The following is a 13,975-nucleotide window of genomic DNA, read 5'->3' as shown; positions in this document are numbered from 1 at the left end:
TATTAGGATTAGCTTTTAAATATCTAAGCCCTGAACCTAAATAATATTTTTATTTATAATAAAATATCAATCCAATTTTAAAACAAAGCATTATTTTTTAATTAATTTTAAAACCTTATCTTTTTCTTCTTTGTATTCCTCATCATCTGATTTTATTTCTAAAGCTTTATCAAAATATTCTAAAGCCTTGTCATATTCTTTATTTTCCTTATAGATTTTACCAATACCAAAATATCCTGAATGGCATTGTTTTTCATCACAATCACAACTAATTGGTGCTGTTTTAATTGCCTTTATATAAAATTCATAAGCTTTATCATTATTACCTATTTTACTATAACAACGCGCTACGCTTTTATAAGTACAAGCATGCTCTTCACCATCTTCAATTAATTCTAGATAATACTCTAATGCCTTTTTATAATACTTTTTAGCGCTCTCTGTCTTACCTAATTCATCATATGAATCCGCTATTTCAAGGCTAATCTTCCTTGTATCATCTAAGTATTTTTCTTGCTTTTTATAATATTTAATAGCTTCCTCATGATTATCCCATGCTTTTTCATAACAATCTCCAATATTTTTATATGCATCCTTATGTTCAGGATCAAGTTCAACTGCTTTTTTATAATTTTCAATTGCCTTTTCATAATCTTCAAATCTTATTTCATATAATACACCTATACAATTATATAAATAAGCAGTCTTACCAGTTGCTTCAATTTGCTTTTGATAATAAGTTAACGCTTCGCTATAATCCTCCAACTTTCTATAACAACTTGCAATATCAGAATATCCATTTCTATCTTCAGGGTTTAACTTCATAACATTCTTGTAATTTTCAATTGCTTTATTATAATCATTCAGATCATTTTCATATAAGTTTCCAAGTTGATTATATATATATTCGTTACCACCTGTTATTTCTAATCCTCTTGTATAGCACTCAATAGCTTTTGTATAATCTTCTAATAAGCCATAGCAATATCCTAAATTTACAAAAGCATAATCATTTTCCTTATCTATAGCTGCTGTCTTACTAAAATACTTTATTGCATTTTCATAATCGTTTAAGTCATAAGCATAAGTTGCAGCTATTGTATTATAAAAATATTCATAGTCACTATTAAATTCCATTTGTTTCTCTAGATACTCTATTTTCTTTTCATAATCTCCACGCCAATTCCCATACAAATTAGCTATATTACAATAGGAATACATTTGTTTAGGATTTACCTCTATAGCTTTTTCATAACACTTAAGAGCGTCTCTAAACTTTTCCAATTTTTCATAAGCTAGTCCAAGACTATTGTAATATTCATCATAGTTAGGTTCTATTTTTATAGCTTCTATATAACACTTTATGCATTTTTTATATAAGCCCATTTCATCATATAACATTGCTTTTCTCTCATAAGCAACATCTTGATTATTACCTTTGCTTATAATTATATCCGCATCTTTTAAAGCATTATCATATTGTTTTAAATCCTTATATATGCTCATACGCAAATAATAATTGCTTAATTTATCTTCGTCTATTTTTATACACTCATTAACATAAGAAATAGCTTTATCATACTCTTGTTCATAAGAACTTAATAAAGATAACTCATAGTAAATCTCATCTTTGTTGCCTTCTTCTTCTAAAAATTTGTTAGCTAAATCAAAAGCTTCATCATATTCTTCTAATTTTCTTAATGTTCTTACTTTATATATCTGAATTTCTCTATTGGTTATATCGTAATCTTCAGTTTGCTTTATTAAGCTTAAGGCATCTTCATACTGTCCTACTGTATAATATATTTTAATTTCAATACTATACGCATCTGTAAAATAAGGATATATGTTTATACACTCTTCTAAGCTTTCTAGCGCTTCTCTAAAGTTTTCTAATTTATAAAGAGCTTCCCCTTTGCATAAATACACATGTGCATTATTCGCATCAAGTTCTAATGCTATATTGCATGCATATACAGCTTCTTCATATCTATTTAATTTATTAAGCACTCTACACTTTCTAAAATTAGCTTCTCCATAGTTATGTCTTAATTCTAAAGCTTTATTATACCATTTTAAACCTTCATCTAATTTATTTAAATTTTCAAGTTGTCTACCCTCTTGAACACAAATATATGGCGTATTATTCTCATCATCATTTATCTCATACCACTTTTCAAATAATGCAAGAGCTTCTTCATATCTCTTCAATTCAGAATAAGTTCTTCCTAATAAATCATAGTACTCGCACTTTTCATCATCTTCTGGTTTTATGCTTTCAGCAGTCTCTTTTGTATCCTCATAAGCATATACTTGAAATTGCAGCCAAGCTAATTTAAATTTAAACTCATTGCCTTCTGCACTCTTAACTTCTTCTTTATACTTTTCTATAAGCTTTAAATTTGTATCACGAACACAGGTCATTATATATTCATTATAAGGATAAATCTCTAGCACTTTTATATAATATTCCTTTGCATCTTCGTATTCACCAAATTCAAAATAGCAATCTGCAAGACCTTTTATAGCACCTATATTTCCTCCATCTTCCTCAAGAACTTTTTCATAATATTCCTTAGCTTTTTGTATATGTTCTCCACCTAAATAAAATTCAACTTGTGCTAATATAAAATAAGAATATTGGTCTTTATATTCTTCTATTAGTTTATCTCCTAATTTTTTAGCCTTTTCAAATTCTTTAGTATAAAGATGATACTTAATCTTTAATATAGTCATGTCTGGATGATCAATATTAAGACCATCTACCCTATCCAATATTTTTTTTGATTCATCTAGTTTATCCTCTTTTAATGCTGATCTTAATTCATAAAAAAGATATATAAATTCATCATAATTTCTATCTTCATCGCAGTTAAAAAGTTCATATCTTATATCATCATTGCTGTCTATTTTATACATTAAAAAATCAACAAAGTTTTCATGATAGCTTTGTTTAAGTTCTTCTTCTTTTTCACTCCAGTTAAAACTTTCATCAAATAACTTAAATATCTTACTTGGCATATAATATTCATCCATAAGAAAAGTAAGTAGCTTATCACTAACTTCTTCTGCTGAATCCAACTGAAAACAAACCTCTTCTTCTAATAACTTTTTCCAATATTCTTCATTAATCCTTAAAGAAAACTCATTATATAATTTTCTAACCTTATTAATCCATATTCCTGCTGGGGAGTTATCTTCATCTATATTACACTCATCTGACATCTGCAAAGCCTCTTCATAAGCTGCTCTTAACCTTTGAAAGCCTTCAGCATCATCTTCAGGATTATAAATGCTTAATCTTTCCATATAAGCTTCTTTTATTAAATTTTTATCTTTAGTTTCTTTTATTCCTAGTACTAACCACGTGTCCATAAAATCCTCCTATAACCATTCATCATCAATGTCCTCTAATACTTCTTTAAGATCTTTTGCTACTTTCTGAACTTCTCTTTTATCTTGTTTGTCCAATACATTTTCAAATTCTTCAAGAAGTTTAGCTATATATTCTCTTTTTTCCCCTATATTTTCTTCATATAACCTCTCACCTCTAGATAAAAGAAGTTTATTTTCTTCTTCCTCTCTTGGATGAATTTTAAGTTCCTTAAGTTCTTCTAACCTTTTTTCAACCTCTTCATCACTCATAGAATTGGAATTATTTTTTATAATTATTCTTTTCTTAAATTCAGTACTAACTACTGTAACTTCCACTTCTAATATCCCATTAATATCATATGTATAACGTATATCTATAGATTGTTCTCCACCTTTTCCCTTTGGAACTGGTACATTGATTTCTCCAAGATAAATATTATCTTTAGATAATCTACTTTCGCCTTGAAGCACCTTTACTGATATAGACTTTTGATTATCATATATGGTATATAATCTATCAATCTTACTAACAGGAATTATAGTATTTCTCTCAATTATTGGGTAAAAATGTCCACTTTCATAATTTCCATTGGCTTTTTCAATAGAAATGCTTGTACCTAATGTATATGGGCACACATCGGTTAGAACTATTTCTCTAATAGCCTTATCTCTAGATTTCATAGCACCTTGAATAGCAGCACCTAAAGATACTGCTTCATCAGGATTAATATGCACAAGAGGCAATCTTCCAAATAATTTAGCAACAAAATTTCTTATAATAGGTAACTTTGTTGCACCTCCAACAAGAACAATGCTATCTATTTCTCTAATCTTTATAGATGCATCACTTAAAGCCCTTTCAATTGGTCTTCTAAGCTTTTTCAGTATTAACTGACATGACTTTTCATAATCATCTAAATTTAAGCTATATTCTAATACTTCCTCTTCAACCTTACATTTCATTATTACTTCTTTTTCTTTACTAAAACTTAATTTAGTAATTTCAGATTGTCTTTTTATATTAGATAAAGTTTTATTATCAAGATTTTTCTTATCAAGCTTATATGAATTAATGAACATATTTTCAATTATTTCTGTAAAGTCTTCTCCACCCAAATAGTTATTACCAGCTACAGCTCTTACTTCCATAACATTTTTATATAATTCTAAAATAGAAACATCAAATGTGCCTCCACCAAGATCAAATACTAAAAATTTTGTATTATCTTTCTTTTGATTAAGTCCATAAGCTATAGCAGCTGCCGTTGGTTCATTAATTAATCTTTCAACCTTTAATCCTGCAAGTTCTCCTGCTCTTTTAGTTGCTTTACGTTGTGCATCATTAAAGTACGCTGGTACACTAATAATTGCTTCGACAACTTCTTCCTTTAAATAAAACTCTGCATCTTCCTTTAAAGAACGAAGTACAAAAGAAGATAATTCCTCTGGTAAGAACTCCTTACTGCCAAGCTTAAATACCTTTTCACTTCCCATACTTCTTTTAAAAATAGAAACAGTATTCTCTGGATAAACACTCTGTCTTTCTCTTGCAATCTTTCCAATATAAATTTGCTCATTTTCATCTATACTTACTACAGATGGAGTTAATAAATCTCCTAATCTATTTGGTATAATAGCAGGCCCATCCTCAGTAAAATAAGATACCAAACTATTAGTAGTTCCTAAATCAATCCCAATAATGGCCATTATTCATCCCCCTGTTTTTCCTTCTTCTTATTACAAATTCTAGTTTTATTATGTTATACTTCACATTTTTTATTATAATCACTCCTATTAAGGATTTTAAAAGTGATTTTTATTTTATAGTTCAACATCTTATTTAATAATTTTTACAAACCCTATCATTAAGTTATTTCCTATATTTTTTAGATTCTTATTCCATTTTAAATCTATAATAATTAATTCCATTTTTAGAAGCATAATCTATATATAGTATATTTTCGTTCATATTAGACATTTCTTTACATTAAGTTTACAAAATAAACTAAAAAATCACTTAAATGAATATTTACTTTTTCTCCCTCTACCACTAGAACTTTTCCTTCAATAGTCCCTCCCGTTATTCATTATAAATTATATTTTGCCATACCCCATTTTTCTGCATAATTTATATTTATAGATGATTTTCTCTCCCTATATTTTGATTAAAAGAGTAACCTGAATAATCTTTTAATATTTCATTTATAAGTAATTGAAGTATAAAAAAGTGCTCCCACTACAAAAAATAATTTTTATAGTGGAAGCATTTGAAATGGTATCATGTTATTCACAATTTAATACTTAATTTTTAATTACAATTCAATCGTAATTTTCTTATTTCATCAATGTTAAGGCCTGTTTTTAATGCAATTGTTTCATCATCTAAAACATCCAACAAATTCCTAGCAATTTCTATTGCTTTTTTATATTCGCCTTCTTGAATTCCTTTTTCAATTCCTTCTTGAATTCCTTTTTTAATTCCCTTTTCTTCACCTTTTTGTTCATAATATTTTTGTCTTATTTGATCAACTGTCATTCTTACAGCACCTCCTCTTTCTCTTTTATATTCTTCAAATTTTTGTTTTAATTCTCTATCTTCAATTAAAAATAAATATTCTAAAAAGTCAGCTAATGCTTTTATTTGTTCTTCATTTTTAACTTTATTGTATTCAACTAACTCTTCTGCAAGTTGTATTTTTGCTTTTAATATGCTTTTTCAGACACCAAAATCACTGCATTTATATTTATATATTTACTATACTATGGTTATACATTAAAGCAGCTTCTACCTCCTCAAACGAGGTCCCCCATCTTATTACAATATCCCCTTTATTGCAACATTGCATAGCCAAACCATAATAATCAATTTCATTTGAATACTGTGCCTCACAATTGAACAATATATGGAACATTTTATCTATATAGTTTTCTGTTAAAATATCATCACATTTGCTCATGATAATTGTATTAAGTTTTGAATCAATTGAAACAATCTCAAGTGCAAGAGGGAGCTTCTCTATATTAAATTCTGAAATACTAGAGAAATAATAATTCCCTTCAATATCTACTTTTATCTCAGGTCCTTTATTAAAATCTTGTATATCCCAATTTTTATTCATATCTTTCCATATTTTTTTATAATTTTCTACTCTTGAATTTATGTCTTTTATTTTTTTATTTACTACAAGGTAAAATTTATATTTCTTTAGAATATTATTATCATTAACTAATGAATAGATCTCACTACTACATGCTAGTATAAATCTAATTTTATCATCCTTTCATGTTACTCCACTTGCATTAAAGCTAATTACACTCATATCTGCTAATATATTATTACCTCTTCTATCTAATTCATCATTAAAATATTTAAAGTATTTAAAAATATTTGTTTCATATTCTTTCCATATTTTCATTGTATACCTCCTAAAAATCATAGTGATTTCCAGCTGGGTCATTAAAATGTAGTCCTCTATTTTGTGTTGGATCATCTGTGAAAATATGTCCCTCTGCATCATCAATATCAAATTCTCCATCTTCATCAACATCTACAACTCCAAGTGCAGCCATAGCTCCAGAAAGAGCCGATCCAATGGTTCCAGTAGCTGATGAAAACATTCCACAAATTCCTGATATTGCAGACATTTGCTACCTTTGCAACTGCTCCTACAACACTTTTTACTAAATTTCCAATACTAAAGTCCATTTTATACTCCCCCTTCTGCAAAAGTAGCATAAGTTTCTCTACAGCTTCCATTTTTTATTACATTGTTACCTTTTATATGGAATTCGCCTTCTATTGAAACTCCATTTTCTGTATTTCATTTAGTCATTAATATTTGACTTACTCCAATTCTAGGCATTGCATACATTATATTTACTGATGGTGGTGCATATCTAAACCAAAAAGCTTCTTCTTCATTTTGATTTTCGTCTATATTTAAATGAAACTTTATTAACTCTTCTTTTACTGCTAGAACTTTTCTTTCAAGTGATGCTCCACACAAAAGTGAATTATATATTTTAGTTTGCCATACTCCATTTTTTCTTCGCAATTTATATTTATAAATTATTTCATCTTGATATTTGCAGGCTTTATAATCACTAACATATACATCCTTTTGCTTGAAATAAATATTATCTCCTATATTGTATCTTTCTCTACTCTTTATTTCATAGTAAAAATAGTCTGTATCATGAAAACCTAACTCATACCCACCTGATTTATAAAATGTTTTTATATCTACTATCTTCATTAACTCATATGGTGACTTCATCCTTAATTTATTAATCATAAGTTTAATTTTTCAAATAAAAAATAACAGCAATATCACCATTTCTGATTATCGCTGTTACTTTAATTCTTAATTATTTTGATTTAACCTTAGTTTCTTTATTTCATCAATGCTAAGGCCTGTTTTTAATGATATAGTCTCATCATCTAAAACATCCAGTAAATTTCTAGCAACTTCTATTGCTTTTTTATATTCGCCTTCTTGAATTCCTTTTTGGATTCCTTTTTTAATTCCCTTTTCTTCACCTTTTTGTTCATAATATTTTTGTCTTATTTGATCAACAGTCATTCTTACAGCACCTCCTCTTTCTCTTTTATATTCTTCAAATTTTTGTTCTAATTCCTTATCTTCAATCAAAAATAAGTATTCTAAAAAATCTGCTAATGCTTTTATTTGTTCTTCATTTTTAACTTTATCATATTCAACTAACTCTTCTGCAAGTTGTATTTTTGCTTTATAAATATCCTCATCTGCTGACTTTGTTTCTAGTAACGTTTTGGCCATTTTAAATACTAATTTAAGTGGATTATCATCACTTATATTTTCTAAGTCTATTTTTTCAACATCTATTGTTCTAAAATTATAAACTAAAATTTCATCTTCTATATTTGGAACTTTATATACATACCTCTTGTCTTTTCCACGTTCACCCTTATATGTATATATAGCTGCTGCAATAACTTCACTTTTATCTTTGTTTTTATATCTAAATTTATCCCATATTCTATAAAAATACCTGAACATTCTTTCACTGAAAACATCTTCATCACTACTATAACTTTGAACTTCAACATGAATAAATAAAATCTTACTATTATTATCCTTAAGCTTTACCTTTATTATTTTATCTGAAATTATCTTTTCTGCACTATCTTTATCAAAAATTTCTCTTTGAATTTCTTGAAGCTCTAAATCTAAACTTTCAGTCCCAAGTTCCCATGCAATTTCATCAAATATTTCAGGGAATAATACTTCTACAACTTCCACCTCAAATGCTTCAAGTATTGTTTTCCATGCTGCATCATAGTCATGCTTCTTTGACAATCTATTCACCCCTTTTAAGAGTCCATTATCTTATATTATTAATACTTTGTTCTATATCTATAATTATATACTATTTAAAACTTTTCTTAAACATAAATATTAAAATTGTTGGCTGTATAAGTTATTCTATTATAAACTTCTTCTTTTGAATCAAGAACATTTCCAAAAGCATCATAATAATATTCATTTCTAACTTTTTGATCTCTATTAGTTATAAATACTGTACTTCCTTGCTCATCAACAGAATAATAATACCTAGGCAAACTGTAATTTGTCGAGCTGTTTAAGTGAGAGTCCAAATCTATAATTTGGTTACTCGAACTTACTCCTGCAAACGTATGTGAGCAGTGAGTTTCATTAGAATACTCTCCAATATCTGCTGCAACAATTTCATAACCTCTAGTAAATCTAGAAATTACATTATTATCAGAATCCGTTTCAACTAATATATCTCCATTTTTATTGAAAATGAATTTACTTAATTTTTCATTTTCTTCAATTTCAGTTCTTAAACCTTCTGTATAAAAAAGATTTTGGTGGCTGCTTACGCACCATTTTTATATGTGCATATCTACTTATTAAAGTGTTTCCTTCTTTAGTTATAGCTTTTACTGCTTGATTTAATGTATTATATTCAAAGATGTTATTTCCATCTTTTGTTTATTTAATATATATAAAGAAAAATATCTGTATTAAATTCTATGCTATTTAGCAATACAAATCCTGATGGTCTATAATTTTTTATATTACTTAATTTCATTAACACAGCCTCCAATACAATTTTTACTCTTAATATTTATCTTTTCTCTAAATGTCTTCACATACATATTTTACTCCACAGAAAAAGCATTCCAAGAAATTTCTGAAATCCCCAAATACCACTACAGCTATTTCTTCAAGCTCATCTCTACTCTCACATTGATAATATTCTTCATGATCGAGCCATATTAAACTATAATCATTTAATACATCAAAACACATAATTCCATAAGAATCTACTTCGCCTATTGGAATATACCCAAAATTTAAAAGTTCTTTAAATTCATTAAATAAATTATCTATTTCATCTAGCGGCTTATCCGGTGTTTGATTCATAATTTCTACTTCAATATCATAATCATCATAATCCATATAATTATCAACTATACCTTCTAATTTATCAAATACGTAAAAATATGAAGATATAAATGCTTTATATAGTTCTGGTAACTTAACTTTAAATTTTTTTTCTAGTCTAACCATATCCTCTTCTAAAACATTTGATTCTATTAACTTCCATTCATTATTATCTTTATCTATCATCTCTTGTGGAATTTCTGTAGATAAATTTCCTATTTTAAATTTTTCTGGATGATTTTCTTTTAATATTTTAAAACAACTTTTTATAAAATCTTTATCTTCTTTTTTTATCATAATATTACCTCCAATATCTATTTTGCGTTTTGTTAAGTTAATATTGTTATCCAACCTCTTCTGTCCTAAGTTATGCTATAATTAATAACTTGACTTGTGCACTAAATTAGGCAATTTTTCCAAATGGCTTAAAATCAAGGTTTATTAAATATCATGGAATAAATTTTATATATACTATACTCAATCTTTTTATATTAATTTGATTTATTTCCCAAATATAAAGAATTGAAGTCCATATAACTCTAAAATTTATATTTAAAAATAATAAAATATTAACCTTTTGGTATATATGCCCATGCTGGCACAACAAAAAAGGTAGATAATTTTATTTTTGTCAATGCTATCCACCTTTTTAACTTTTATTTTGTTAACTTTATCTGCTTTTATCCATGTATTAAATTTTATAAACTATAAGAACCCATTAATTTTATTATTATAAAATTAATATAACATACATAGAAAGATTGATAATATATAATAAGCTAAAAATTTTATACAAGAATAATTAGATTACAACTAAACTTCCTTCTGAATCTTTTGCAAGAATCATATAGTCATATCCTAATCCTAAATCACCATATGGACATAAATCATCATAAATAATACCTACATACTGTGCATTTTCATTTTCACAGTCCTCTTTAATAAGTTCATTAGGTTTTCCGCCTATTACCGAAATATATTCCTCTTTCTCATTAACTATATCTTCTTCAATTTCTTCATATTTAATTAAATACTCATCAATCCAACGTCTTTTCTTTATCTGCTTACTAATATTTAGTTTAGCATCCCTCGGTATGTCTATTACATCCATTGGTCCCCCAAAATCATCTTGATAAAATTGCCAGCAAAGTACATCTTTATTTCCAGAAATTCGTTCATTATTATATATTTGCATCACAAAATATCCAATTACATCTATATCTTCTGGTGGTAAATGTGTAGGATCGCCTCCAATTTTATCAACATATATTTGAGAGTCACTTACTAGTTCATCTTCTATTTTTACTACACTCATAATATGTTTTTTCATTTTTATACTCCTCTTTCACTTTGTATTGTGAATACTCTTCCTTCTTCGTCAGTAATCTCATACTTATCATTCATAATCTTTTTAAATTTCTTCATTGTTAAACATGATAATGCTGTACAATATTCTTCACTGTCTAATTGTATATCGAAATCAAAATCAGGAAATCTTCTATTATAAAGGATTGACCATCTATTTATTTTTCCACTTGCATGTTCACCAAAATAAGATGTATTAATTATTAATTTCCTTTCATCAATATCATTCATAAACAATATAAAATCTTTCTCTTGTTTCTCGTTTGCCCAATCTACTAAATCATTTATCATGTTAATGTTCATTTTGCTACTACACTCCATTCTATTTCGATTTACACTTCGACTTATTTAATTGCTGCCCATTTTGCTCTAAAAATTGTTCTAATAGTAATTTTACTGGTTTTCCTGATGAATTTTTTGTTGAAACTGTTAATTCAAATACATGTTCCTTTCCAGGTACTATATCATTTATATGAGTGTTCAAACTTTTCCCCATGGTTCCATTTGCATAGCTATTTCTAAAGCTATTCAAAAACATATTAGCACTGCCTCCCCCACAAGTATCTAATGCATGTGGAGTATGCCCGCTTCCAGTATTGGGCATGTTAGACAACTTTGTTTTTCCTTTACTTCTAAATGAATTTACCATAGTTTTACTAGTACTACCTTGTACTGAATATACGTTTTTTGCAAAATCAAGATTATCTGTTAGCACATCTGTATGTTCTATAGATAATACAGTTTATTATTTGTATTATCTTTATTTTACTTCAATTATCCTTCATCTTTTACTGGTTCTATACTCAATAAGATATTGGTATTAGGTAAATATTTTATCCTTACTTTCTTAACATTATCAAATTTTGCTTTAAACTTATTAAACTCTCTTTTTTCTACTATATTTCTTTCCACTTGAAATTTAAAATCTATAGTTTCTATATATGTTGTTGATAATACCATCTTTCCATGTGATGTATATATATATATATCCTTTAATTCTTGTATCTCTTCACAATAAGTATTATTAATAACATAATATAAATCCTTATAACATCTATAAGATCCACTATATTTTATAAGTTTATAACTAATACCCAATATACACAATGCTGAAATTATTAAACAAGTTACTCTTTTATAACTTTTATTCTTAATAAAATAAGTTAATTCATTAATTATTAAGCCTAATAGAAATATTATTATACCTGGCACAAATAATAACTCAATTATAAAATTAAAATAATATTCCATATAAAGATTTAATTTTATAAATAAATATCCCAATAATGAAATTATTGCCCAACTTATTAAATATGTGAAAATCATTCTTTTAATCCATTTTTCTAAAATTTCTCCTGACGTTTCATTAGATACTTTTTTACTTTTATATCTCATGATTTACCTTCCTATTCATCATCTTTCATTTTCTTTTTGATCTAAACCAAAAAGCTTCTTCTTCACTTTGATTTTCGTCTATATTTAAATGAATCTTTACTAACTCTTCTTTTACGGCTAGAACTTTTCCTTCGATAGATGCTCCACACAAAAGTGAATTATATATTTTGGTTTGCCATACTCCGTTTTTTCTTTATTTCTTTGCAGAAAAAATACTCCATTTATAAATTTTTTATAAATGGAGTATTTCAAATTATATTATTTACAGGCTTTCAAAAACCAATTTAGTATTCAATTATTAATTCTTTAATTTAATCTTAGTTTCTTTATTTCATCAATGTTAAGGCCTGTTTTTAATGCAATTGTTTCATCATCTAAAACATCCAACAAATTCCTAGCAACTTCTATTGCTTTTTTATATTCACCTTCTTGAATTCCTTTTTCAATTCCTTTTTGAATTCCTTTTTGAATTCCTTCTTCAATTCCAATTTCTTTTCCTTTTTGTTCATAATACTTTTGTCTTATTTGATCAACTGTCATTCTTACAGCACCTCCTCTTTCTCTTTTATATTCTTCAAATTTTTGTTCTAATTCCTTATCTTCAATCAAAAATAAGTATTCTAAAAAATCTGCTAATGCTTTTATTTGTTCTTCATTTTTAATCTTATCGTATTCAACTAACTCTTCTGCAAGTTGTATTTTTGCTTTATAAACATCCTCATCTTTTGGTTTTATTTCAAGAAGCGTTTTCGCCATCTTAAATACTAATTTTAAAGGATTATCATAACTTATATTTTCTAATTCTATTTTTTCAATATCTATTGTTCTAAAGTTATATACAAGTATTTCCTCATCAAGCTTTGGAACTCTATACACATATCTTGTGTCTTTTCCACGTTCGCCTTTATAAGTATATATAGCTGCTGCTATAACTTCACTTTTATCTTTATTTTTATATCTAAATTTATCCCATATTCTATAGAAATATCTAAACATTCTCTCTCCAAAGACATCTTCATCGCTACTATAGCTTTGAACTTCAACATGAATGAATAGTATTTTGCTATTATTATCTTTTAATCTTACCTTTATTATTTTATCTGAAATTATCTTTTCTGCACTATCTTTATCAAATATTTCTCTTTGGATTTCTGCAAGCTCTAAATCTAAACTTTCTGTTCCCTTTTCCCATGCTATTTCATCAAATATTTCTGGAAATAAAACTTCTACTACTTCTACTTCGAAGGCTTCAAGTATTGTCTTCCAAGCTGCATCATAATCATGTTTTTTAGGCAAATTACTCACCACACTTTCTTTAAGTCCATATATCTATTATATCTTATTAATTATAATTTTAGCAAGAATTGTAGGATTAAAGTTTGACT

Annotated in this window: 14 protein-coding genes and 1 pseudogene; all 15 read right to left on the bottom strand. The window is 26.9% G+C overall.

Features of this window, described 5'->3' with window-relative positions:
• Positions 1-90: 90 nt before the first annotated feature.
• Entirely contained in the window at positions 91-3,375 is a 3,285-nt protein-coding gene (locus NG918_RS06045; protein WP_252225310.1) for a tetratricopeptide repeat protein, read from the bottom strand.
• A gap of 9 nt (positions 3,376-3,384) precedes the next feature.
• The gene (locus NG918_RS06040) at positions 3,385-5,082 is read right to left on the bottom strand and encodes a molecular chaperone HscC (RefSeq protein ID WP_252225308.1); all 1,698 of its coding nucleotides are present in this window, start codon (positions 5,080-5,082) and stop codon (positions 3,385-3,387) included.
• Positions 5,083-5,683: 601 nt separating this feature from the next.
• Positions 5,684-6,091: pseudogene (locus NG918_RS17190) on the bottom strand (RpnC/YadD family protein); the annotation flags it as partial.
• Positions 6,092-6,119: 28 nt separating this feature from the next.
• Complete coding sequence (locus tag NG918_RS06030) at positions 6,120-6,494, bottom strand: hypothetical protein (protein WP_252212407.1); 375 nt, start codon at positions 6,492-6,494, stop codon at positions 6,120-6,122.
• A 162-nt stretch (positions 6,495-6,656) separates the two neighbouring features.
• On the bottom strand, positions 6,657-6,791 hold the full coding sequence (locus NG918_RS16980) for a hypothetical protein (protein ID WP_286673956.1): 135 nt from the start codon (positions 6,789-6,791) through the stop codon (positions 6,657-6,659).
• A gap of 10 nt (positions 6,792-6,801) precedes the next feature.
• Positions 6,802-7,020, bottom strand: coding sequence for a hypothetical protein (locus tag NG918_RS06025; protein ID WP_252212408.1), 219 nt, complete (start codon positions 7,018-7,020; stop codon positions 6,802-6,804).
• Positions 7,021-7,196: 176 nt separating this feature from the next.
• On the bottom strand, positions 7,197-7,670 hold the full coding sequence (locus tag NG918_RS06020) for a hypothetical protein (protein ID WP_252225303.1): 474 nt from the start codon (positions 7,668-7,670) through the stop codon (positions 7,197-7,199).
• A 69-nt stretch (positions 7,671-7,739) separates the two neighbouring features.
• Positions 7,740-8,714 (bottom strand): Rpn family recombination-promoting nuclease/putative transposase, encoded by a 975-nt coding sequence (locus NG918_RS06015; protein WP_252225300.1) that lies wholly within the window; start codon positions 8,712-8,714, stop codon positions 7,740-7,742.
• 86 nt (positions 8,715-8,800) lie between these two features.
• Complete coding sequence (locus NG918_RS06010; protein WP_252212411.1) at positions 8,801-8,977, bottom strand: hypothetical protein; 177 nt, start codon at positions 8,975-8,977, stop codon at positions 8,801-8,803.
• Positions 8,978-9,521: 544 nt separating this feature from the next.
• Complete coding sequence (locus NG918_RS06005; protein WP_252225298.1) at positions 9,522-10,127, bottom strand: SMI1/KNR4 family protein; 606 nt, start codon at positions 10,125-10,127, stop codon at positions 9,522-9,524.
• A 505-nt stretch (positions 10,128-10,632) separates the two neighbouring features.
• Positions 10,633-11,160, bottom strand: a complete 528-nt coding sequence (locus NG918_RS06000; protein WP_252225296.1) for a hypothetical protein — start codon at positions 11,158-11,160, stop codon at positions 10,633-10,635.
• Between the two features lie 2 nt (positions 11,161-11,162).
• Positions 11,163-11,498: a hypothetical protein gene (locus tag NG918_RS05995; RefSeq protein ID WP_252225293.1), complete on the bottom strand. Its 336-nt coding sequence runs from the start codon at positions 11,496-11,498 to the stop codon at positions 11,163-11,165.
• 19 nt (positions 11,499-11,517) lie between these two features.
• The gene (locus NG918_RS05990) at positions 11,518-11,910 is read right to left on the bottom strand and encodes a hypothetical protein (protein ID WP_252225290.1); all 393 of its coding nucleotides are present in this window, start codon (positions 11,908-11,910) and stop codon (positions 11,518-11,520) included.
• 59 nt (positions 11,911-11,969) lie between these two features.
• Positions 11,970-12,590 (bottom strand): hypothetical protein, encoded by a 621-nt coding sequence (locus NG918_RS05985; RefSeq protein ID WP_252225288.1) that lies wholly within the window; start codon positions 12,588-12,590, stop codon positions 11,970-11,972.
• Positions 12,591-12,896: 306 nt separating this feature from the next.
• A complete protein-coding gene (locus NG918_RS05980) occupies positions 12,897-13,886 on the bottom strand; it encodes an Rpn family recombination-promoting nuclease/putative transposase (protein WP_252212430.1) in 990 nt (329 codons plus the stop codon).
• Positions 13,887-13,975: the final 89 nt, after the last annotated feature.

It is taken from the genome of Clostridium sp. ZBS2 (assembly GCF_023845855.1).
Lineage (GTDB): Bacteria > Bacillota > Clostridia > Clostridiales > Clostridiaceae > Clostridium > Clostridium aquiflavi.
This window is presented reverse-complemented; position numbering and strand designations above follow the sequence as displayed.

What these genes read in the sequence shown, in the direction of transcription:
- NG918_RS06045 (WP_252225310.1), bottom strand. Translation starts at nt 3,375, where the DNA reads ATGGACACGTGGTTAGTACTAGGAATAAAAGAAACTAAAGATAAAAAT.
- NG918_RS05985 (WP_252225288.1), bottom strand. Translation starts at nt 12,590, where the DNA reads ATGAGATATAAAAGTAAAAAAGTATCTAATGAAACGTCAGGAGAAATT.
- NG918_RS06005 (WP_252225298.1), bottom strand. Translation starts at nt 10,127, where the DNA reads ATGATAAAAAAAGAAGATAAAGATTTTATAAAAAGTTGTTTTAAAATA.
- NG918_RS06030 (WP_252212407.1), bottom strand. Translation starts at nt 6,494, where the DNA reads ATGAATAAAAATTGGGATATACAAGATTTTAATAAAGGACCTGAGATA.
- NG918_RS06000 (WP_252225296.1), bottom strand. Translation starts at nt 11,160, where the DNA reads ATGAAAAAACATATTATGAGTGTAGTAAAAATAGAAGATGAACTAGTA.
- NG918_RS06020 (WP_252225303.1), bottom strand. Translation starts at nt 7,670, where the DNA reads ATGATTAATAAATTAAGGATGAAGTCACCATATGAGTTAATGAAGATA.
- NG918_RS05995 (WP_252225293.1), bottom strand. Translation starts at nt 11,498, where the DNA reads ATGAACATTAACATGATAAATGATTTAGTAGATTGGGCAAACGAGAAA.
- NG918_RS06025 (WP_252212408.1), bottom strand. Translation starts at nt 7,020, where the DNA reads ATGTCTGCAATATCAGGAATTTGTGGAATGTTTTCATCAGCTACTGGA.
- NG918_RS16980 (WP_286673956.1), bottom strand. Translation starts at nt 6,791, where the DNA reads ATGAAAATATGGAAAGAATATGAAACAAATATTTTTAAATACTTTAAA.
- NG918_RS06040 (WP_252225308.1), bottom strand. Translation starts at nt 5,082, where the DNA reads ATGGCCATTATTGGGATTGATTTAGGAACTACTAATAGTTTGGTATCT.